This window comes from Balneola vulgaris DSM 17893 (genome assembly GCF_000375465.1).
Taxonomy (GTDB): domain Bacteria; phylum Bacteroidota; class Rhodothermia; order Balneolales; family Balneolaceae; genus Balneola; species Balneola vulgaris.
The window spans coordinates 1,445,408-1,468,753 of the sequence record NZ_AQXH01000001.1; the positions used below are offsets into that span (position 1 = coordinate 1,445,408).

At 39.8% G+C, this 23,346-nt stretch carries 18 protein-coding genes and 1 tRNA gene; 5 read left to right on the top strand and 14 right to left on the bottom strand.

Annotated features, from left to right (window positions below; translation table 11 throughout):
* Nucleotides 1–6: 6 nt before the first annotated feature.
* From B155_RS0106205 to B155_RS0106220, 4 genes are all read right to left on the bottom strand, one after another.
* On the bottom strand, nucleotides 7–2,745 hold the full coding sequence (locus B155_RS0106205) for a hypothetical protein (RefSeq protein ID WP_157464744.1): 2,739 nt from the start codon (nucleotides 2,743–2,745) through the stop codon (nucleotides 7–9).
* A gap of 29 nt (nucleotides 2,746–2,774) precedes the next feature.
* Nucleotides 2,775–3,509: a FecR family protein gene (locus B155_RS0106210; RefSeq protein ID WP_157464745.1), complete on the bottom strand. Its 735-nt coding sequence runs from the start codon at nucleotides 3,507–3,509 to the stop codon at nucleotides 2,775–2,777.
* A gap of 1 nt (nucleotide 3,510) precedes the next feature.
* Nucleotides 3,511–4,698 carry a hypothetical protein gene (locus tag B155_RS0106215; RefSeq protein WP_157464746.1) on the bottom strand — a complete coding sequence of 396 codons (1,188 nt, stop codon included), beginning with the start codon at nucleotides 4,696–4,698 and terminating at the stop codon, nucleotides 3,511–3,513.
* A gap of 125 nt (nucleotides 4,699–4,823) precedes the next feature.
* Nucleotides 4,824–4,897 (bottom strand) — tRNA-Ala (locus tag B155_RS0106220).
* A gap of 144 nt (nucleotides 4,898–5,041) precedes the next feature.
* On the opposite strand from B155_RS0106220, the gene B155_RS0106225 reads away from it, so the two are divergent.
* On the top strand, nucleotides 5,042–5,947 hold the full coding sequence (locus B155_RS0106225) for an OmpA family protein (RefSeq protein WP_018127389.1): 906 nt from the start codon (nucleotides 5,042–5,044) through the stop codon (nucleotides 5,945–5,947).
* Between the two features lie 60 nt (nucleotides 5,948–6,007).
* On the opposite strand, the gene B155_RS0106230 is transcribed toward B155_RS0106225, so the two are convergent.
* From B155_RS0106230 to B155_RS0106240, 3 genes are all read right to left on the bottom strand, one after another.
* Entirely contained in the window at nucleotides 6,008–8,455 is a 2,448-nt protein-coding gene (locus B155_RS0106230; protein WP_157464791.1) for a DUF5686 and carboxypeptidase-like regulatory domain-containing protein, read from the bottom strand.
* Between the two features lie 105 nt (nucleotides 8,456–8,560).
* Entirely contained in the window at nucleotides 8,561–8,848 is a 288-nt protein-coding gene (locus B155_RS0106235; protein WP_018127391.1) for a hypothetical protein, read from the bottom strand.
* 4 nt (nucleotides 8,849–8,852) lie between these two features.
* The gene (locus B155_RS0106240) at nucleotides 8,853–9,902 is read right to left on the bottom strand and encodes an ABC transporter ATP-binding protein (RefSeq protein WP_018127392.1); all 1,050 of its coding nucleotides are present in this window, start codon (nucleotides 9,900–9,902) and stop codon (nucleotides 8,853–8,855) included.
* 161 nt (nucleotides 9,903–10,063) lie between these two features.
* On the opposite strand from B155_RS0106240, the gene B155_RS0106245 reads away from it, so the two are divergent.
* The 4 genes from B155_RS0106245 to B155_RS0106260 all read left to right on the top strand — a co-directional run bounded on the left by B155_RS0106245 (nucleotide 10,064) and on the right by B155_RS0106260 (nucleotide 13,301).
* A complete protein-coding gene (locus tag B155_RS0106245; RefSeq protein ID WP_018127393.1) occupies nucleotides 10,064–10,567 on the top strand; it encodes an SPOR domain-containing protein in 504 nt (167 codons plus the stop codon).
* 240 nt (nucleotides 10,568–10,807) lie between these two features.
* Nucleotides 10,808–11,158, top strand: a complete 351-nt coding sequence (locus tag B155_RS0106250; RefSeq protein ID WP_018127394.1) for an STAS domain-containing protein — start codon at nucleotides 10,808–10,810, stop codon at nucleotides 11,156–11,158.
* The gene (locus tag B155_RS0106255; protein ID WP_018127395.1) at nucleotides 11,155–11,577 is read left to right on the top strand and encodes an ATP-binding protein; all 423 of its coding nucleotides are present in this window, start codon (nucleotides 11,155–11,157) and stop codon (nucleotides 11,575–11,577) included. The genes B155_RS0106250 and B155_RS0106255 overlap by 4 nt, the downstream gene beginning before the upstream one ends.
* 2 nt (nucleotides 11,578–11,579) lie before the next feature.
* Complete coding sequence (locus B155_RS0106260) at nucleotides 11,580–13,301, top strand: SpoIIE family protein phosphatase (protein ID WP_240386256.1); 1,722 nt, start codon at nucleotides 11,580–11,582, stop codon at nucleotides 13,299–13,301.
* A gap of 12 nt (nucleotides 13,302–13,313) precedes the next feature.
* Here the strand turns inward: B155_RS0106260 and B155_RS0106265 are convergent, their stop codons facing one another.
* The 7 genes from B155_RS0106265 to B155_RS0106295 all read right to left on the bottom strand — a co-directional run bounded on the left by B155_RS0106265 (nucleotide 13,314) and on the right by B155_RS0106295 (nucleotide 23,297).
* Nucleotides 13,314–14,822 (bottom strand): MltF family protein, encoded by a 1,509-nt coding sequence (locus B155_RS0106265; protein WP_018127397.1) that lies wholly within the window; start codon nucleotides 14,820–14,822, stop codon nucleotides 13,314–13,316.
* A gap of 187 nt (nucleotides 14,823–15,009) precedes the next feature.
* Entirely contained in the window at nucleotides 15,010–15,933 is a 924-nt protein-coding gene (locus B155_RS0106270) for a DMT family transporter (RefSeq protein ID WP_018127398.1), read from the bottom strand.
* Nucleotides 15,930–16,337 (bottom strand): DUF4293 domain-containing protein, encoded by a 408-nt coding sequence (locus B155_RS0106275; protein ID WP_018127399.1) that lies wholly within the window; start codon nucleotides 16,335–16,337, stop codon nucleotides 15,930–15,932. Before B155_RS0106275 ends, B155_RS0106270 begins: the two co-directional genes overlap by 4 nt.
* Before the next feature lie 132 nt (nucleotides 16,338–16,469).
* On the bottom strand, nucleotides 16,470–19,964 hold the full coding sequence (locus tag B155_RS13045; RefSeq protein WP_018127400.1) for an efflux RND transporter permease subunit: 3,495 nt from the start codon (nucleotides 19,962–19,964) through the stop codon (nucleotides 16,470–16,472).
* A gap of 21 nt (nucleotides 19,965–19,985) precedes the next feature.
* The gene (locus B155_RS0106285; RefSeq protein WP_018127401.1) at nucleotides 19,986–21,074 is read right to left on the bottom strand and encodes an efflux RND transporter periplasmic adaptor subunit; all 1,089 of its coding nucleotides are present in this window, start codon (nucleotides 21,072–21,074) and stop codon (nucleotides 19,986–19,988) included.
* A gap of 33 nt (nucleotides 21,075–21,107) precedes the next feature.
* Entirely contained in the window at nucleotides 21,108–22,553 is a 1,446-nt protein-coding gene (locus tag B155_RS0106290) for a TolC family protein (protein WP_018127402.1), read from the bottom strand.
* A 36-nt stretch (nucleotides 22,554–22,589) separates the two neighbouring features.
* Nucleotides 22,590–23,297, bottom strand: coding sequence for a TetR/AcrR family transcriptional regulator (locus B155_RS0106295; protein ID WP_018127403.1), 708 nt, complete (start codon nucleotides 23,295–23,297; stop codon nucleotides 22,590–22,592).
* Nucleotides 23,298–23,346 lie beyond the last annotated feature (49 nt).

The window sequence follows — 23,346 nt, forward strand, 5'->3', positions numbered from 1 at the left end:
CAAATTCTAAAAATTGAATAGATATCGTAGGGCAACAATACTATCATTTGCGTTGCCTGCACCACTTACATTGGTAAAGTTCGCATCAAAGCGTAACGAGTGGTAATCATTAATTTCATATTGTGCACCCGTTTGAAGTACAAAAGTCCCAAAATCAGAGGTAGTTGATGTTGGCGACAGCACAAAATAATCGTTCTTGGTGTCATCATCAGCTGCCGAGGTTGGATCTACAATAATGGCTCTGGTTTTTGAAGTATTACTCGTAATGGCCAAACGTGCATTTAAATTTAGCTTACCATCTAACACGAAATAACTACCCCCTGCGTACATACCGAATATATCGATATTCGTTTGTCCACTTCCTGTTTCAGTATTATTTACCGTTAACCCAAGCTGAGTTCTTAATCTAATATTTTCGAATCTACTCGTGATGTTAAATGAAACCGCAGAACTGCGAACATCACCGTAAGCAAATACTTCATCGGTAGTTTTTAAGTTGGAGATACTCAATGAGGCATCATGAATCATATCCCAAAGCAAAAACTGTTGTGTTATAGAAGAAGTTAAATTCAGGGTGATACTTTCTTTTGGAACCGTAGTTAACAAAGTGTCGGTACCGTCAATACTGAAGTTTTGAACCGCTGCTTTTTCAAACTGTGAAGGCACTTCAGGATTAAAACGAACGACTCCATTTTCTCTGGTACGATAACGAAGCCCTAAATTTATTCTTGGTAGTTTCTTGTCAACAGGATACCAACTCACATTGGTTCTATAAGTATTAGACTCAGTTGTTGCGGCCTTATCATTAGTAACGTTGTCTTCCAGCGATTCATACCCTAAGGTTACATACACTCGATTCTGGAACATTCTAAAACGATCACTAATGGTATATCCAGCTACATCTTTTCGAATGGTTGAATTTGCCAAAGAACTAAAATTTGGACCTATCCACCGATACTGCAATTTAAAATTGTTGCTAGGATAGTTCATCGAGAACTCACTCCTTGAAGCGATTACACTTGTTGGGAAAAAAGGTTCTGCATCCGCACTATCTGAATCGATGTCTTTAATTCGCAGTGGAAGAATGTTCATGTTCTCGTTCACGATAATGAATCTAGATATAGCACCGAGAATGTCTTCAATGTCCTCTTCAATTTCGAAGCCGAGCTCATCAGCACGCTCAACAGTAAGTGGTCCGCCATAAATATCATTATTGAGGGCACTTATAACCGTTTCATTTTTAAGCTGAATTCGGTTGGAAGCCAATCCTATTTTAAGATCCGCTCCACTCACAAAATTCCCTTTAGGGTTCACACTACCACTCTGAATTTGAAGAAAATCAGGATTACTTTGTAGCTTATTTACATGATTTGGGTCGCTTTGAACATTTTGATACAAACTCGATGGGCCATTGAGTAAGTCAAAATAATCACGAACATTAAACAAAGAGGTAGTGTCGTCTTCCACTTTCATGGCTTGGATACCTAGCTGAACTTTTTCACTTTTCCCAAAAGCGACTCTACCCCCAATTACTTTTCGTGAAAAGGTTCCCTTCCCCAAATTGTCGTACTGCAAAGTATACGATGTATCCACGACCGCACCTGAACCCACGGTTTCTTCTTCAATTAACACACCCGTATATAGATTCTTAATCTTCCTATTTAACTCTCCATAAATGAATTGAACATTGAAATTTTCATTCAATAAATGAAGCTCTGAGTTTATACCATATACTCTTCGTCCTGATATGGTGAATCGGCCCATATTTGGGTATACATGACCCGCTTGAAGTCGAACCCATTTCCCGAACTGTAAATCCGCACCGTATCTATTTTGTGGCTGGAGGCGATTGGATTCTTGTGAAGTAAAAAAGCCGTTTAAAGAATAGCGAAATAAACCTGCCTGTCCAGAGATATTGGTTCTTGCGGTGTATGCATCATTAGGGTTCCCAGCTATAGTTTGGCTTCTTGCTCCAAGCTCCAAACGCCCTACCGGTTTATTCCTTTCTTCAAAACCAACAAACTCGGCTCTGCTAATATCCACCACTTGAAATTCTTGGCTTACAACAAGGTACTTTTTTGAGGCGGTCTCATAGGTTAAGGTGAAGGAATGAGGGCCATTCGCTAAGCCCTTTGGCACATAGGAAATGAAATAATTACTTGTATCAGCTTTTTCGGTTACATCTAGCCTATCAATGTATAGTCTAAACACCCCTTCTTCGAGATCTGCCTCTTCGTAGTACATAGCTATTGCAATCACTACATCATTGTTTGCAATTACATCTCCTTGATTCGGGGATAGGACCGTATAGTCTATGCTTTTAATACGTTCAGTGGCTATCCCTTTGGTCTCAGTTTGGTTTACTACTTCTATTCGAGTTGGGCTTTCCTCAGGGTCTCGTTCTGGATAAGTAACTTCAGCACCTGAATTCAAAAATACTTTAAAGTAGTATTCTACCGAACTAGCTGAGGAATTATTGACCTGAAAATTAGCAGTAAAAGTACCCTGCCTATAAAACACTTCTTGCTGCTGGTAACTGATATCATCATCGTATCTGTAATAAAGAATGGCTTCTTGAATCTCATTCTGGTTGATACCCGATACAATAAATTCTAAGGGGTTTGCCTCCCCTCGAACAAAAGATGTGGGCTGCTGATGCTGAATAGTAAACTGAGCATATGTATTAGGCGCAAGTACACCCATTAGCATAGCTATGACCCCAAAGCTCCAACCTTTCTTAAACATGTTACTCCTCCAAACTCACGAACTAGAGTTTACTGACCACCCTTTTCGTAGTATTCAATCGTTATTTCTTGTACCTGACCATTTGCATCAATAAAGCGGAACTTCATTTCTTTTTTAACAAGATCCTTCTCCATTTCCTCATAGCCATCGTCAAGGTTATTTAATTCATCGTCGGTTAATGTACCTGATTCAATTTCATTACCATTTTGATTCACTTGGGCATACATTTTTTCAAATAGCGATACCGTCTCTCCCGATTGTAATGCGGTCACATCAACTTGCCCTTCTCGTACCCAAACATACCCATCAGAAGTACTACCAAACTCTGTTCCTTTTACCGATGCTAACGAACGAGATGTTGCTACTTCGAAATCATTGGTGCCTTGCGGTTCAACTTCTAAAAATATCTCACCTAGTTTTAAGTCTATGCGAGAATTTGACCTTTTAGAGTTCCTTTGGCGCTCACCTTGAACAACCAACAATGAATTAGGCTTCACTTTTGCGATGCTTTTATCCATAAAAACGACATAAGCATACCCATCTTTAGCTGTTCTAAGTGAATCTCCACTATAAAGCAGTTCCGCTTCATCATCTCCTAATTTCAGCTCTTTCGCCTTCTCGTAATTCTCATTATCGATGGTTACTGTAGGCTTGAACCTTCTAACTATGGCGATAGGGTCTTCACTTTTTAAAGATTGGATATCTACATTGCCAAGCAATATTAGGGCACCAAGTAGGGGTAAAAAATATAGATGCTTTTTCATATCAATTTCCTCCAATCACAATGTCATCAGCTTCAATTTTTCGCTTCAATTCATCCAGTATTAGCGAAGCTTGAGGGCCGGTATAGGTTACACCATCCACGGTGATTGATTGCAATGTAAATCCTGACGCTACTAAGTTTTGGAATTTTTCATTACCAATTAGTCGGGTAATTACATTCTTAATTTCTTCGCTGATTACCACAACTGGTTCACTATTACTTGGCTCAGAAAGCTTGAAACTCCAAATCTCAGAAGTTCGAGTTTCAGTATCTATACCTGCTTGAACGTCGGTACTTAATTGCCAATAGTAAGTTTGGCCAGCCTCTAAGGGTTGTGCCCCTGAAGAAGGATATTGATAGGTATCGCCATTTACTATTACATCTAAATTCTCAAATTGAAGCAATGACCCACCTTTTGTGATGGCAGCTGAACTCTTTGCGCTCTCAATTAACGACTCTGGACTATCTTGACCGTTACTTTTTACAACCAATAATCTATAATCTAAGCCTGCTTCTGCATCCCAGCTAAACTGAGGGAAAGGGTTCGTAATCTCGATATTTGCATCGATCACATCACCAGGTGTTTTCAAGAAAATGTCTTTCTCTTCAGCTATTGGGCCACTGCCTCCAATTTCAGCCGAAGTGGACGCTAAATCTACTCGCCCTTCGCTATTTGTAACCTGAAATACGGTTACTTGAATGGTATAAACATCCGCAGGTAGCGTAGTTGCGCCATCTAAGTTTTCAATAAAATTATCTCCTTGAGCGGTCAATCCCCCTTCAAATTTCACTGTTTCTTTTATACCGGGCACACCATCTTCCGAGAGGGTATTGTTGGTTACATAGATAGCTTGCATGGGCGCAAGTGAGAACGGAAAACCGGGCTGTGTATTAACTTTTACAATTTCGCCAACTTTTCCAGCCGTCACCGATACCTCAAAAAATAGATTCTCTAGCGTCTCTGGGGTAAGGTTTTGAAGGTATCCCGTTATAAGATTTGCCCCCTTACCTTCGCTGTCTAAACCAAGATTGGTTAATCCGATTAATTGTGCATTTTGAAGTACATCACTAACATCAATCTCAACGGATACTTTACTATTCTGTGCAAATACAATATTTCTTGGAACAAAAACTATACTAAGAAGTGAAATCCCAAAAACGATTGATAGGAGTCTGTTTTTATCTTTCATGATCCATCCCTCATTAATTATATAGATTATAAGAAAACTGAACTTTCTTTCCATATTTACTTGCAGTTTACCTGCTTTTAAAATAGGATTAAGCCAGTTCTTTTTGGTGGATAAGGAGAGGAAAGTGGAGCTACAGGGATTCGAACCCTGGACCTTCGCGCTGCCAGCGCGACGCTCTAGCCAGCTGAGCTATAGCCCCTTAAACGGGCACAAATATAGCGCCGGTAAAAAATAAATCCTAGTTAAATAAGGTTTTTTGTTTGATAAACTTACTATCATTATTTTAGAACGAATTTATAATCAAAATCTCAATTCAAACTAACTCAATAGGAGTTCTCCTAATATGAAACGATCATTACATTTTCTAGTTCTTGCATTATTCCTAGTCGGTGGTGTAGTATTCCAGGCCGGTTGCAAGTCTAGCGAGCCTGTAGTTGAAGAGCCAGTAGATACAGACGGTGATGGCCTTACCGACGAACAAGAAATCGCTTTAGGATTAGATCCTAACAGCCCTGATTTCGACAACGACGGTCTTAACGACGGCGATGAAATTAATACTTATAACACTGACCCTAAGAATGCTGATACCGACGGTGACGGCCTAAGTGACGGTGACGAAGTTAATTCATACGGCACTGACCCACTTAAAGTAGATACTGACGGCGACGGACTAAGCGACGGCGACGAAGTTAACAAGTACAACACTGACCCAACCGATGCTAACGGCGATGCTGATCGTGATGGCGTTTCTGATGTTGATGAAATCATGACTCACAATACTGACCCTAACAATCCTGACTCTGATGGCGACGGATTCTCTGATGGTCAAGAATTAGACATGGGAACGAATCCATTAAACGGTTCTGATCCTGTATTTATCAGCAGTGATGCTCTAAAAACTATCAACTTTGCATTCGATCGTTCTAACATCAGTGATGCAGCAGCAGCAACTTTAGCTGACAATGTTGAAATGCTAAAAAATGCACCTGCTTTTAGAGTACGTGTTGACGCTTACACCGATCACGTGGGTGGCGATCAGTACAACCAACGTTTGAGCTTAAGAAGAGCTAAATCTGTAGTAGACTTCTACACTCAAAATGGTATTTCTGCCGACAGAATTGAGTCTCGTGGTTTAGGTAAAGCTCCTGTACCATGTATGGATAACACTCCAGACCGTGGTTGCGAAGCTAACCGTCGTGCTGAGTCTCATCCTGTGAGCACTCTAAAGTATGCTCCTAAGAATTACTAATTCTTAAGCAACTAAATTTGATTAGGCGAGATGGTTTCCATCTCGCCTTTTTTATTGCTCTTAGAAAAATCGAGCAATGCTAACCCCAGGATATATACCCGGATCATCGATTCTAAATGCTAGATCGAATCGGAACAGATTAAAGATATTACTTATCGATCCACCTACTTCTAAATGTAGATCACCGGTTTCTAAGTAGCCTACCCTACCTTCATGTTGAGAAGGAACCCATGTTTTACCCACTCCTCCAAACGCGATGATAGACAAACCCGTTTTAGGTGCATTTCTCCAACCCAACATTTCTAAAGGCACACTTCTAAAATTATGTTCCGCATTTACAGCGAAATAACTTGCACCTGCATAAGGAATGTACCTTTTTGACTTAAACGCTCCGAATGGAGTGAAATAACCGAATGAAGCGTCAAGAGCACCATATTTTTGCAGAGGCAAATCTCCTAGGTAGGTACCCCCGTTTACTCTCACATCTAAGGTATTTGGGAAAAACCTCTTCTTATAGAACGTGTTGAAGCGCTTAAATGCATGAAAATTAAATTTCGTGTAATTCCAATCGCTTCCTAGCAATTCCACAGATTGCTCAATACCAATCTTATACCCCGACAAGCCTACAGCCCCAAAATTGGTTTTATAATCCCCTTCCGACATCTCAAATACTAATGCACTTAGAGTTCCGTCATCGATAGCAGGATTTAACCTTTGTACATTCTTTTGCCCTAAAATATCATAGCTCGTCTTAAAGCTAATGCTTTCATGTCTCTCTAATTTATAACGAGCTCTTAGTGTCGCTCTCATCCCTTTAGGAATATATCCTGCTGATAGCGATACCCCTTCATGTCTATAGTAGTTGAAATAATCATTGTAGCCCAAGAGAGACATTCCACTTGTAAGTACCATGTTATAGATATCAGACTCATAACTCGTTTTAGTATCTGCGTTATAAGCCGCCGTCATAACTAATCGCTTACTCTTCTTAAGGGGCCACCAACTTATAGAACCACCATAAGCCAGTTCTTCATATCCTGTGCTGTAAGCTAACTTTGCTTTCGAAGCCCACTTCTTGGTTTTGCCATAGGATTTATCATGAACCAAGCCAAGATGAAACACATCCACCCTATTAAATCGACCTACTGGCGAAAGATCATCCCCAAATTTTGCTAGGGCACTTCTTTCTTTTCGTTGTGAACTTCCACTTTTACGCTTTGTGCTACTCGAGGACCCTCCGCTAGATGAAACTTCCACTGAACCACCATCATTGCTATCATCATCATCAAAATCGATGAATCGGGTAAAAAATCCTTTAGGCTTGAATGCCTTTTCAAGCGTAGCGGTACTATCTAGATTCTCATAGGCATTTACCTCTTTTTCTGAAAGTGGTACTGGCTCTATGGTTGAAGTAAATATTGAATCAGGTTTATTTATTGATGTGGAGTCAACTGAAATCCAATTATAATCGGTGAACAAAGAATCGGGCAGATCAACATTTACCAAATAGTTATTCAACTTAGATACTTGATGGAAACCTATTGGTGGAAATCTCAGACCTACAATCCCCACTTCTATTAAACCATCAATACGAACATCTACGGGTAACCAAAAATCGCCCCCAAAATTACTGAATTGTTGTTCGTAATAGAGATTGAAGTCTTGGATGGGTGGAGGGAAAACAATCACTTTATTAGGCTTCAACTTAACAGATAGAAGGGCAAATTCCTCATCAAGCACAAAGATTGTTCCTTCAAATAAGGGCTGAAGTTTCCGTCTTGGGCTTACTTTAATCTCGTACACTACCTTGCCATCTCTACTTGTGTAGTCAATAAGGCTAAAGTTATAGTACTTGAGTGCACGTTCATCGGTAATACCCACTACATCAAAACCTGCTATTTCTAACTCATCATCATAAAAGTTCGGCAAGTAACTAACCCCCGCAAAGTTATCAGCTCCCTCAATATTTGCTGTTTGTCTCCTAGATTTTAGTATCTCGCGCACACCCATTTCTTTATCCCAGAATAATTCAGATACACTCTCAGAAATAGAGACAATGGTGGTGTCATTTTTTAGCTGCTGTCTCGAATACGCCTCAGATGTGTATGTTTTAAGTTTCTCTCTCCATATTTTTTTTCGGGCTATAACCTCTCTCATAATATCTTCGGCGGGATCTTCGGAGGTTACCATGATTTCACTCAATTCAAACACTGATTCTACCATGTTAAAATTGAGCCTTCTAGAATCTCCAACATTTACTGTTTTCTCTTGAGAATCGAAACCAATATATCGCACCACAATGGTTGCTGGCAGGCGTTTTACGCTTAAGCTATAGAGTCCATCTTCGTTTGCGATGGTACCATTGTAGGTTCCTTTTTCAATTACATGAACTGCGGGTAATCCTTCACCTGTTTTAGCTTCGGTAATTTTCCCTGTAATTGTAATCTGTGCTTGGGTAAGTGTGGATAGGCTTCCAAGAACCCAAATAAAAACAATAAATCGCCCCATCTGTATTTCTCTGTTTAAAAATTTCATCCCTTTACTCATAAAGGGCTAGTATGTTGCATACTAGTTAAGAATTAAACGAGGGGCGAAATATTATGTAGAATTGAATTAATCTTTTCTTCGGCTATTAAATACGGCTCCAAGGATACCCGTCAAAATTGCCGCGCCAATAACAGACCATACAACGGGGAAAGGCTTCCCACTAATTTCTATCGTCCAGAATAACGGCAAGTCTAATTCAACGGCAATCCATTTTCCTAATATGGCACCCACGAATCCTATACCTGCTGAAATTAAACAGCCACCGCTACCTACTTTGTAGCCACCTAAACTCTGGCCAATTCCACCACATATAGCGGCTATTAATACGTAAATCAGAAAATCGAATAATCCCATAATACTAGATTGTTTGTTTTTGCTCCAAAACGACTGCAGGCTCTAAAGGTTTCACTATCACCTGTTCATTCATTTCAAAAAGCTTTCTATTATCAGTATGTACAATATATCGGTCGCCTCTAAAAAGTACATGATAAGTGATATCGTGACCTCTAAACTCTCTTCCCGTTATAATACCACTCTCTTCCCCTTCCTTAGCTTTAGTTATACCCAAATGTTCCGGGCGTATAGAACATAACACTAATCCATCTGCTTCCTTATCTAAACTAACCTGTCCGAATCTTGTTTCAACAATGGCAGCTTTATTAGCATGCGCTCTGAATAGGTTAGTTCTTCCTAAAAACTGAGCCACAAATTGAGTTTTTGGCTTGTAGTACACCTCTTCAGGGGTACCAATTTGTTCTATTTTACCATTGTTCATCACCGCTACGCGATCTGCGAACGACAGTGCTTCTTCTTGATCATGAGTAACTAAAATGGCACTCATACCCGAGTTTTTTAGAATGGCCCGAACCTCTTTTCTAGTGGTATCTCTCAGCATAGCATCTAAGCCTGAAAAGGGCTCATCCATTAAAACTAATTTTGGCTTTGGAGCTATGGCTCTAGCTAAGGCTATTCGCTGCTGTTGCCCTCCTGAAAGTTCGTCTGGGCTCCGATCTTTATACTTCTCCATGCCTGTTCTACACAATACCTCTTCTGCATATACATGGCGTTTATTCTTAGGCACGTCTTTTAAGCCAAAGGCTACATTCTCAATAGCTGACATGTGTGGGAAAAGCGCATAATCCTGAAACACAAAGCCTATTCCTCTTTCTTGAGGGGCAATATGGGTAGATGGAGATTCTACTAAGGTATTTTGAATGGTTATTTCACCATCATCACAGAACTCAAAGCCAGCTACCAGCCTAAGAGTTGTTGTTTTACCACAGCCACTTGGCCCTAATAAAGCAAAAATTTCATCTTCCTTCACCGTAAACGACACTTGATCTACTACCGGGCCAGATTGGTCGAAGGATTTTGTAAGATTTTTAGTCTCTAGTAAATTCACATTCATGTTTTGACAAACAATAATATCTCTAAATAGATTCAGTCTTAATTAAGATACGCTTTTTATACATTGATTTGAGGCTGTTTTTTTCTTGTGATATTTGGGAAACATATTGTTAAAACGTATGTTTATTTAGTGTTTGTACTATTAAATCTATCTACACCGACATGAAAAATTTTGCTACTAAAATCCTCCTTGGAGCATTTGCCCTAATACTCATTCAAGCTTGTGGGCCTACTGAAGAAGAAAAAAGAGCTCGTGAACAAGCTAGAATGGATTCACTGTTAAAAGTACAGCAACAAGAAATTGCTGAAGCCATGGCTGCTCTTGAAGCGGACAGTGCTAACAATTCCATGGATGAAGAAGCTTCAGAGATGACTGAAGACAATACTTCAACTTCATCAGATGGGTATACCTTTGCCGAAGACGGACAGTATGCAGTTCAGGTTGGAGCATTTCGTTCAGAAGAAAAGGCAAAAGCATATTTAGCTAAATGGGCCGACCGCTCATACCCGAATGCATATACTGTAAAAATTGGTGAGGAAGCTACGGGCGATGTTTGGTTTAGAGTGCGAGTAGGCTTCTTTAGTACTAAAGAAGATGCAGCTGAACTTGGCGCAGTATTAGCTGAAGAAATGAACTCAGGATATTGGGTTTCTAAAGTGAGATAAGAGATTTAGAATTTTAGTTGTATATCTCCCAAGCATTTACGTAATTATAGGAACGCTCAAGTAGCGTCTCTCTTGATGAATAGTCAGGGCATCACAAATGAACAATGTGATGCCCTATTTTTTTGTAACTAATTTTTTTCAATGTCGTAGCACAGCGACCGTGTTTTATTTTTCATATTCTCAAGTTTACACTATCATTACTACTGTACAAAACGATCAAAACCTTCTAACAATAGCAGAATGAAGAACTTTGGCATCTCGGTACGAGAGGTTAACAACATTCGAGTACTCGATATTAGTGGCGAACTTGACGCACACACCGCTTCTCAACTAGAAAATTCATTGAAGTCGTTGATTGAAGACAAGCAGATTTACATTATTGTGAACTGCCGAGGATTGGATTACATAGCTAGTGCAGGTTTGGGTGTATTCATGGCTTATATCGAGGACGTTCGCGGTATGGGTGGCGATATCAAACTTACTAACATGAACGAACGCGTTTATAATGTTTTTGATCTGTTAGGCTTCCCTACTCTGTATGATATTCTTGACGACGAGAATGAAGCATTAAATGGTTTCGAAAAGGCTTGAAGCAGACAAACAACATACATTCCCTTTCAGTTGAAGCGTCTACTGCGCAGTTGGCGAAAGTACGGGATTTTGTTGCTGCCTACGCGAAAGATCTAGGCCTTTCAGACAAAGAAATTGGAAATATCCGCTTAGCCGTTGATGAGGCTTATACCAATATCATCAAGCACGCTTACAAAAACCTTCCCTCAAAACCAGTAAGTATTGAATTAGGAAGCACAGGCGATCAACTTTGGATTTCAATTAAAGATGAAGGTGAAAGTTTTGATCCAAGTACCTACAACGAGCCTGACTTAAAAGAACGCATTAAAAATAAGCAGCGCGGTGGAATGGGCGTTTACCTTATCCAAAAGTTGATGGATAACGTACAGTACAAGCGTTCTGGTAGAATGAATGAAATCCGAATGGTTAAATACCTCTAGCTGTGAGTCCCTCCACTAATTTAGACGAAAGAAAAAGTAGGTTCGAACTAAAAACACTACTTGAGACGAGCCGCCTGCTCATCGAATCACAAGATCCTGACTTCGTTTTAAACAACTTACTTCTTATTACCATGGGGAAGCTTATGGTAACCAAGGGTATGATTTTGATGTTCAAACCCGGCGAAAACACGTACTCCGTTTCAAAATCTAAAGGACGAGGATGGCTAGCCGAAGGCAATGAAATAGCATTAAGTATTTCGGACGAATCTATGCACACTTCTATACTAAAAGGTGCAGAGTACCAGCATATATTTGAAGAACTTGGGGTAAGTCCACAAAGTATTTTATTCAATCTACAAACCAGTAACCATCACATTGGCTTTTTATGTTTAGGGCCGAAAGGTAATAGTCATCCAGTTACCGAACAAGAGGCTGAGTTTATTGAAAGCCTAACCATTATATCCTCAGTAGCCATTGCTAACTCTCGGATGTTCAAGGAAATGAGGCATATCAATCGCCGATTAGACCGAAAAGTTCATGATCTTAATACCCTTCTTGAGTTAAGTAAAGATTTCAACCTCATGGTTGATCGTGATGAAATTGCACGTGTGTTCAAGTTTGCCATGCTTGGGCAAATGTTGATTCGAACATTCTTTTTTGCATTGGATGTGGATGGTAAGAAGTCAATCATATCTATTAGTGGAATTAAACAAGAGCCTTCAGAAGAAGAACTTGAACATCTCTTCGAAATGGAGGATGTGTCGCACGTTCAACCGGATACCGATTGTGAATTCTTAAAAGAGAATGATATCAAGTTGGTTATTGGCTTAAAATTCCAGAATGAAAAAATTGGAGTTGTAGGTGTTGGTTTACGAGCTAATAAACAGCATTATGGCGATTCTGAAGTTACCTTTCTTCAGTCGTTGGGCAACCTTGCCTTATTGACTATCCAAAAGACATTATTTCTTGAAGAACGTCTTGAAAAGCAACGTTTAGATGAAGAGCTTAATCTAGCTAAGAATATTCAAAGGGGCCTATTGCCTGATCCCCTACCAAGTATACCTGGTTTTGATATTGCGGCTATCAATATCTCATCGCGTCAGGTAGGAGGTGACTATTTTGATTTTCTAAAGACGCCAGAAGACGCCCATATTTTCGCCATTGCTGATGTTACCGGCAAAGGGATTCCGGCTTCTCTATTAATGGCTAACTTACAATCTATGTTACATGCCTTAGCCCCTATTGATGTGTCCTTAGGGGAAGCCACAGGCAGCATGAATGACATCATTCACACCAATACCCCTTCGGATAAATTCATCACCTTCTTTTGGGGATTGATTTCTGCTGATGGGAATGCTCTTAAGTATGTAAATGCGGGCCACAATCCTCCTTTCTTACTTAAAGAAAACTCTGACACTCCAGAGCTCCTTGAAAAAGGCGGGGTGTTACTAGGTGCTATGCCAACGTTCATGCCTTATGAAACGGGTGAAATTCCCTTGGAAAAAGGCGATACCATCGTATTATTTACGGATGGTGTAACGGAAGCGCTGAACCCAGCACAGGATGAGGAGTACGAAGAAGAGCGGTTAAAAGACTGTATTCTTAAACATCGCCATGAATCTGCCGAAGGCATCATGAAGGCTGTTATTGACGATGTAAATGAGTATTCAAATAATATTCAGTATGATGATATTACGATGATCGTACTAAAGAAAACGCAGTAAAGCACGCGAATACTAGTTCATTGTTTTGAAGCCTAGCACTCCAGGGAACGATCCATTATCTGATCTCGATAATGCTAAAATAGCTTCATAGGTATTGGTTCTGTTCATAATTTCGTTCACGTAACGAACCGTTTCAATTCCCCTACAAAACCCATAACGAGCATTCTGATAATACTTACGCTGCATTAAGCGAAGTAAAGCTTTTGATACACTTTCCCATTCGTTTGGATCATCGTTATGATCGATGGCTAGTCTTCTTGCATCTGCAACATGACCTGGACCCGCATTATATGTTGCTAGGGCAAATTGCCATTGTTGGGTAGAATCCATGTACGAATAGTGATCCATTTGCTCTTTTAGGATTCGAGCACCTTCCCGCACATTAACTTCAGGTATAAAAAGTGAATCAACCGATATCTTTGAGAAGCGTGGTAGAATCTGCATGATTCCAACTGCTCCAGCCCAACTTTCTGAATAGGGATCAAATTTTGATTCTTGGGCTGCGATGGAGGTAAGCATTACCCAATCCAAATCAAATTCAGCGGCTACTCTTTGTAATAAACTATCGTATGGGGAAATGCCCACATATCGTTGGTCTTCAATTTCTGGTTGGAAATACTCTTCTACAGGTCTACTTCCTTGGTAATATTTTTTTCGTAATACATTTAAAAAAGCAGATCGCTTTGGGATTCCGTCCTCATTAAACCTGAAATGCTTATATAAATACTTATTGAGTTCATTTTGCAAATCTGGAGCATTTTGACGAATGGCCCAAGCTATGGTATCATTTTCTGCGATAATTGGACCTCGAACAAGGCCTTTCATATACTTATTGCTAGCTTCAAAGAAGTTGTCATCGGCTACTGTTGCAGCAATGTTTCCACTCGCCACTTGGTATAAGACGGCTTCTGTGTCCATGTCATCACTCACTAAATCTATTTCTATATTGAAGCCTTCTTCTTGAAGCTCTTTCAACTTCACATAATAGGAGCTATTTCGGCGGACGGAGATCGAAATTCCAGCTAATTCAGAAATGCTTTCAGGTTCAATACCTAATTCATCCGATACCACAATAATCTGATCTACTAAATTATAGGGTCTGGTAAAATCGATTACTTTTTTTCTTTCCTCGGTAACGGTGTAGCTAGCGGCAATTAAATCGCCCTCTCCAGTGTTGAGGAGATCATATGGGTTTTCGTTTTCAGCGATGATTACCACTTCCAAAGCTAAGTCGTTTTCTTTGGCAAACTTTCGAATTAACTCGTATTCAAAACCTGCCTGAATACCTCTATGCAAAAAGTAGGTACTAGAGCTATAGCTTGTGATTACCCGAAGGACACCACTTCGCTTGATTTCAGCGAGGTCTCTATAAACTGGTTCTGTAACTGTAGCAAGAAGTGTCTCAGTTTCGGCTTTAGCGTCTGAATCTGTCTCTCCTGAGTTTTTGAAGCATCCTGTTAATGATATTGTAATCATCAACAAGATAAACCATCTCTTATCTGATTTTTTCCATATTTCCATAAGTAACTGATTACTTGGCAGTACATACGCTTTTGCCCATGCACTTGGATACTCACAAAATACGCTTATTAAACCAAGAAAGTTCGTTGATTATCCCAATCTAACAGTTGTAAATTTGTTAATCTCCATAAAAAACAGAGATCTAAGCTATTTCATTCGAAAACCTTAATATGGTTCCAAATCTTAATTAAGGCTTTTTTCGCTTTCGTGTCCAAGTAAGCCCGATTCCAACAAGAATGATACACATCGCAGTGATGGATGTTGGTAATGGTAATTCTGAAAAGATGAAATACCCTAATATGGATGAAAATATGGGCTCAGATAATATCAGAGTGGATAGTATAGTGGGTGAAATGTATTTCACTGAGTAATTCAATGAACCATGCCCCATAATTTGAGGCCCTACAGCAAGGGCCAGTCCAAGCATCAATAGTTTTGAATCTATACTTAATGAGCCCAAGTCTTGAGTCAATAATAAAATTACTACACAAGTAAGTGCGGCATAACTATAAACAGGAAAGGTGTACCCCAACCAAGATCGGTTTTGGCGTACTTTTCTACCTATCAAAAAGTAGATCGCAAAAATTACTGCTGCACTAAAGGCTAAAGTATTTCCCAAAGCCGGATTGGGAAATGATTCTTCTGATCCGATATCAAAATAGCCTAACATTAGTGTACCCAAGAACGCGATACAAACCCCTAGCCATACCATGGGTCTGAATTTTATTTTCATCAACGTGCGTTCCGCCACAATCAGGATAATGGGGTGAATAGTTACTAGCACAGATGCTGAGGCTATAGATGTGTAGTATACTGAGGATACCCAGAGTGTAAAATGAAGTCCTAACGAAATACCTGCAACCGCAACAAGCAGATGTTCTCTTTTTGTAACAATAGTGCCTAATACTAGGTCTTTTTTCTTCTGAGAAAAATAAAATGGCACAAGAATAATACAGGCAATTACCGTTCTTAGTGTTGTAAGAACGATGGGAGAGTAATCGGCAGCGAAGCGAACAATAATGGGGGCAAAGCTGAAAGTAGCCATACCCAATATTAACCCACCATATACTCTCCATTTGGAGAAATCTGCCTGTAAAGGTACTGTGGTCATCTAATACGATCCATAGATCTTACTTTGTCTTCATCTTTTTTGATAAAACGCAGACCAAAGAATTGAAAAATGAAGGCAACCACTATAAACCCTGTCCCAAGGGCTTCATCCCAAAGGTATGTTCCTATACCCCCAAGTGAGAAAAGAACTCCTACTGCAAAGCCAAATGCTACTACTTGTGGAAACATAGCTCTTTTAACCCAACTCATTTGATCGAGTCTATTTGAATATCTAAAAATAGAAAACAGTGTTACCATAATAGAGATTAATAAGCTGATGGCTAAACCATAACCAATCCACATTTGTGGATCTTGCATCGCCTTCTCATATATGGGTGTAAAAAAAGCTGCAAAGTTTAGAATTACAGCTAGGGCTAAAAAAACAGTTTGAATTCGTTGTATCACAATATCAATACTTAATATTTAAAAGAACCTTTTCAAGATAAGAGATTTATCCTTTTTAATGCATCATTTATTCTTTCTGACTAACAAAAAAGGCGCCCGAAGACGCCTTTTTAATTTCTAGTAATTACTTACTTAATGGGCTGGTTCTAATTCTTTGTGTGAAGTACCGTTTCCATTTAAAGAACTTTGGTCTTTAATAATACCTGGCTCTTCTTTGCCAAAAATAGTTTTGTTGAGGCTTCTACGTCCACGCTCAATAACACTATATAGTACCGGTACTAGAATCAGGGTAAGTGCAGTAGAGAACAGAAGTCCTACAATTACTGAGATGGCCATTGGGCCCCACCACGCGGCTTGTTCACCCCCCATATACACATACGAACCGATGTTCGAGAAGAACTCAAGAGGCTCACTAACTAGCACGATGAAATCGAAATTAAACCCAATTGCTAATGGCACTAAACCAAGTGTGGTTGTAACCGCTGTAAGAATCACAGGGCGGAAACGAACCTTACCTGCTTGGATAAGAGCTTCACGTAATTCCATTCCGTCACGTTCGCGCAGGATGTCAACATAATCGATAAGAACGATAGCGTTGTTTACCACAACCCCCGCTAAGGATATGACCCCGAGGAATGCCATTAATCCGAAGGCCATCTGGAAGAACACCAATCCATATAATACACCTGCAATACTCATAATTACTGAGCTTAAGATGATTATTGGTTTAGCTATCGAATTAAATTGAGATACAAGAATGAATGAGATTAAGAATACCGCAATTAAGAAGGCATTTCCTAAAAACTCGAACGACTCATCTTGTTCTTGCTGCTGCCCAGTCCAACTGTGCGTGTACTCATCCGGCATTTGATCTAGGTATTCAGCTAGTACAACTTTGGTTTCTTCAAGTACTGCATTAGCTTGATACGCGGCACGAACATCGGCACTGATCGTGATTACACGTTCTGATTCTTTATGGCGAATACCTCCAAGACCATCGCTAACACTCCATGTTGCAACTTCTGATAATGGTATCTGATTGCCTTCGTGAAATATGGTTAGATCAGCGAGTGTACTTAGATCATCTCTATACTCATCACTCAAGCGAACCATGATGTCGTATTCGTTTTTACCGTCTCTGAATTTTGAAGCTTCTACCCCGTTAATCGCTTGACGTATAGTCATTCCAATTGCATTGGTAGAAAGTTTATATAGTGCCGCTTTTTCACGATCCACTTCCACTCTAACTTCTGGTCGAGCTTCAGGTAAATCAGACTCTAAACCATCCATTTTTACATAAATAGAATCTGCTTCTAAGATCTGAAGTATATCTTCTGAAATTCTTGACAACTGATCCATATTTGGACCTGATATTTCCAGGTTGATAGGCTTCCCTGTTGGAGGGCCGTCGGCTGGTTTTTCAACGGTTACCTTGGCACCTACAATGGTATTGCTCAGTTGATTCCTCATCAGCTCCATCGCTTCGAATACACCGCCATTTCGCTCTTGGAAATCTTTGAAGTTCAAGGCTACGGTACCCATATGTGTGGAATTACTTCCGCCACTTGAAGCTGGATCACTTGTGATACTTGCTCCTGAAGTTGCAAGTACAGAGTTCACATCTTCAAAATGAGGTAAAATCTCTGGAATTTGAGCTCTAGCATCATCAATTAGAGATTTGGTGAATTCCACATCTGAGCCCACTGGAGCTTCGATTTGAACGTACACATCTCTAGGTGGGATATTTTCAGGAAAGAATTCCGTTCCAGGATTAAAAGCTATAAATACGAATACACTTAATACGAAAGTACCTGCAGCGATTAATAATACCGCCAGTTTATGCCTTAACGCCCAAACAAGGCCGCCTTCATATTTGTCAATTACTTTATTTAAGCCATCTCTTTGCCACCAATCACCAATAGGTACCAGCACAAATTTGTTGAGTAACCAGAATAGCGTTGCAAGAATAATTAACGTAATCCAAGTTATTGGGCTAGAGATGATGAATAGAATTGCGAAGAAACCAAGCACACCTGCCATGATTCTTTTTCCCTTTTCAGTCATAACAGCTTTACCCGATTCAGTATCAACACGCATAAATAATGCACAGATAACTGGGTTAATGATAAGCCCTACAATCAAGGAACTGGTAAGTGTTACAATAAGCGTTTTAGGCAGGTAACTCATGAACTCACCCGTAATACCTGGCCAGAATACCATCGGAGCAAATGCAGCTACCGTTGTTAACGTACCTGCTATAATCGGCACTGCTACTTCACCGGTTCCTTTCTTAGCTGCTTCAAAATTATCATAACCTTCCTCTAGGTATCGATAGATATTTTCTACAACTACAATGGCGTTATCCACCAACATCCCCAATGAAAGGATAAGGGAGAACAGCACAACCATGTTCATGGTGATGCCTAATGCCCCTAAAATGATGAATGAAAGGAACATAGACATTGGGATGGAAACCCCAACAAAAGAAGAGTTACGTACCCCTAAAAAGAACAGTAGAACACCTACTACCAGTATCAAACCCGAAATGATATTGTTTTCAAGGTTCGACACCATACTTACTACGTCTTTACTCTGGTCGTTCGTAATCTTGTAGTTCGTAGTTGGTGGCAACTTAGGAAGTTCTTCTTCTAGAATTACTTTTACTTGCTCAGCTGTTTCCAGAATATTCTCACCTGAACGCTTTTTCACCCCAAGTGTGATTACAGGTGAACCATCTAAGGTTGAATAGGTTTCTCGTTCTTTATAGCCGAAGGTTACTTCAGCTACATCACGAATGTAGATTGGATTTCTATCATCGCCCTTTATAACTACATCTTCTAGTGGTGCTGTTTCTTCAAACTGTCCAGGAACACGTAGTAAGAATTTCTTTGTACCAACAGAGATATCACCCCCTGGAATGGTCACATTTTCACTCGCAATAGCTTGGATAATGTCGCCAAAGCTGATGTTGTAGTATTTCAATTTTGGTAGATCAACATCGATATGAACTTCACGCTCTAATCCACCCGTTAGGTCTACACCAAGCACTGAAGGTACGGCTTCTATTTTGTCCTGTAAATCTTCGGCTATATCCTTCAAGATGTCGAGATCGTAATTCCCTGAAATATTCACCTGCATAATTGGGAATTCAGAGAAATTGATTTCTTGAACTACCGGGTCTTCCGCATCTTCAGGGAGTTCAGGCTTCGCCAGATCCACTTTCTCACGCACTTTCTGAAGTGCATCTTCAATGTCGACGTTGGTATCAAATTCTAGGTTTATATTTGAATAGCCTTCCGAAGAGGTAGATGTCATCGTTTTCACATCCGAGATATCCGATAACTCATCTTCCAATTTTCGTGTGACTAAGTTTTCCATATCCTCAGGTGAAACCCCAGGGTATATGGTAACTACGAATACGTTTGGAACGGTTATACTTGGGAACGACTCTTTTGGAATCGTGAGGTATGAAACTACACCCAGTACGGCAATTAGCGTAATTAGTACTAGAACACTAATCCTGTTATTGATGGAGAACGAAGAAAGCCAGAATTCTTTTCTATTTCCTTCAGCAGATTTTTCATTGGGCGAGTGTGCCCCATTTGATGTATTAAAATCGGTACTCATATTGATTTCCGAATAAAATGATTATTGCGCTGCTACAGCGTTATTTTCTTTGTTGATTACACTCACTCTCATACCATCGTTTAGGAAAGCAGAACCGATAGTAATTAGTTTTTCGCCAGCCTGAAGGCCTCCTTCAACAACAACATTTGTTTTGTATGATGGGCCAAGGTCTACGATGCGTTCTTCCGCAATCGTTTTCCCTTCTTCATTTTCTGCAATTACATACATGGTGTATCCGTCGTCTTTTGAATACACAAACTCTTCGCTTACAACAATCACGTTATCAAGCGATAATGTTTTAAGCACCATATTGCCAATCATATCTACTTTTAGGTCATTTCTATTGCCTGGTAATTTTACCTCAATACGAAATGTTCTATTGCTAGCATTGATACTATTTCCAACATAAGTGATGGTACCTTCTAGTCGTTCATCCATCATTGAATCGAACCAGACTTCCACTTTATCACCTAATGAAACAGCGCTTGCATAACGAGCAGGCACACCTGCTGAAATGATATAATTATCTGAACCAATTAAGCGCACCACGGGCATTCCTGGACTCGCAATTTCACCTTCTTCAATCATAATGGTCTCAACAGAACCGTTGAATGGGGCTTTGATTTCAGTATTCGCTAAATCAACCTTTAATGATTGTAGTGCTGAATTGTTTTGCTCATATGCGTACTTCGCATTCAAGTATTCCATTTCTGAGCCAATACCTTCTTGCTCGTATACTTGTTTTAGGCGTTCGTAATTATCTAATGATTGTGCAGTTACCGCTTCTAGCCTTGCCTTTTCTTGCTTCAATTTTGCATCATCAATACGGGCAATTACTTGGCCTTTTCGAACTTTATCGCCTTCGTTTACCGAATATGAAAGCAGTTTACCTGTAACCTCAGCTGAAATCATGATATCGTTTGAAGTCTCAACGGTACCTACAACACGCAGGTAGCTTGCGAAATCAGTTGGCTCAATAGGGATCGTACTTACGTTAACTGTTTTTACTACTTCTTCTGGAGCATCCGTTTGTGATGTATCCCCTGAGCAAGCCGCAAATAAAGTGGCTACAGATAAGAGCAGAATGTGATTTAATTTTAGAGTTCTCATATCGTTTTTAATGTAATTGTAAATATTCTTGTATTAGTCGGTAGTATCAATGAATGGCACTTTACCTATGGATAGGTCGTAATTCGCTTTTGCAGATAAGTAATTGAAGACCATTAATGCATAGTTTACTTCTGCTTCCCTTACCTGAACTTCCGCTTCCGTTAGTTCTAGTTGAGAGCCGAGCCCATTTTCTAATCTTTTCTTAGCACGTGTATAGCCTTCCTGAGCTTGCTCTAGTGCTTGTTTTCGTGCTGAAGCGGTTTCATAAATTTTGTTTAGTTCTTCACCGGCACTAGCCACTTCGTTTTGAGCATTCATTATGGCCATTCTTTTTTGCTCTTCAATATCTTTGTATTGAATTTTGGCACGATCTAGGTTCGCTACTCTTTTGAAACCTTGGAATAGTGGAAGGCTCACATTCACTCCTAAAGTTTGAAAACGACTAGCATTCTCGAAGAAGGTAGGCTCTTCAGGTTCTGCTGCCGACCACTGTAAGTTGTAGCTTGCCGTGATGGTAGGTAGGAATCTACTTTTAACAGCTAGAATTTCTTTCTCTTTCAGGTTCAAGTTTGCATCGATGATTCTGATATCACCACGTAGTTCCGTTAAACCCGCTGAATCTATTACTGAGCTACTGTAGTTGTACTCATTCATTCGATCCACTTTTTTAAGATGAGCATTCGATGGATCAGTGGCTGAATCAGATAATATATCATAGGCACTTAAACTGCCTTGAACCTCAACCGGGAAGTTAATTGGCAACCCGATAGCGATATTTAGATTTCTGTATGCTTCCGCAACTGCATATTCTGCTTCAATTTGTTGAGGCTTTTGGTTATTCAGTTGAACTTGAATTCTAAGCACGCTGTAGTCATCCACGATTCCCGCTTTAGCACGAGCTTCGGTTTCTCTCAAACTAGTTTCTAACCGTCTGATTTGAGCATTCTGTAAGCGAAGCTGTTCTTTTGCTGCAAGCACTCCATAATAAGCGATTCGGGTTTGAGTAATTATTTGCTGGCTGGTTGCTCTAAGATTCTCTTTTTGAACCTCTTTAAAAACAGCCGAACTTTTAAGTGCTACAAGTGCCTCGCCTTTAAAAATGTTTTGAGATACTGTAAAACCACCTTGCCAGTTATTATCAGTACCAAAAGATATTGGCACCAGTGTACCTGGAGCTCCACCGAAAAACTCACCGGGCACAAACTGCACGGGTATTTCAATGTTACGCGTGTAGTTTATCGAGGAAACGATATCCGGATAAACTTCTCCATTCGCAATTTTCACAAGTTGATCTGCATCTTCAACGGCTAGTATCGCCCTATTTACTTGTGGATTATTGGCCAAAGCCAACTCAATGGCTTGCTCTAATGTTAGCGTTCTTTCTTGATTACCTGTTTGTGCTTGAGCGGTACTCAGCATCAAAACAAATAGGATCGCTAATAAGCTAAATTTGTTACCCATTTCTGGTTGAATCTTCATTTATATATTGCTGTTGAAAAACGTGGCGAATTACGATCAACCACCCTCATTTGTTTCAAAAAATGACTTTGAGTCATACTTTGATTGTTCTGTCTCGGTTGCTATTCCACAACCAATTACTTTCATATATCCCTCAAACACGTTTCTAGGGTCAACTTCCAGTACTTCCAGCTTCGTAAAATTGTCAACATTATAATGCTGATACGCTAGCTTTACCATTCCATAAGATGTGGCCCAAAGTATAATGGCCAATTCTTTAGCGTCGTAGCTTGGATTGATACTTCCATCCTGCATCCCTATTTGGATGGCACGAACCATACAAGTAAATCCAGCCTTCATGTTGTCATTGCAAGAGTCCATAAATTGACTTTCGTCACTAATATTCGATTCCTTGAGGTCGTCATGGAACCTCATAGCCCTAAAGTATTCAGGATGATCGGTTACAAAGCTCATAAAAGTAACCCCAATAGCACGCACTAATTCTAGCCCGGGCAGATCTTGAGTTAATACTTTTTGAATTTCTTCACTTAGTAGTGAGGTAGCTTTATTACAAACCCCGAGCACTAGATCGTTTTTATTATTGAAGTATTGGTAAAGAGAACCTTTACTCACTTCAGCTTTGTCGGCTACTTCATCCATATTGAGGCTATCAAGGCCTTTTTCTAGGATCAATGCCTCTGCGGCCTCAAGCATGGAGGCTCGCTTTAATTCTTTTTCTCTTTCTTTCCGTTCTGTTACGCCCATAATTGACTCTAAGTCATTTTTTGAATTTAGGTCACAAAACTAAGGTTAT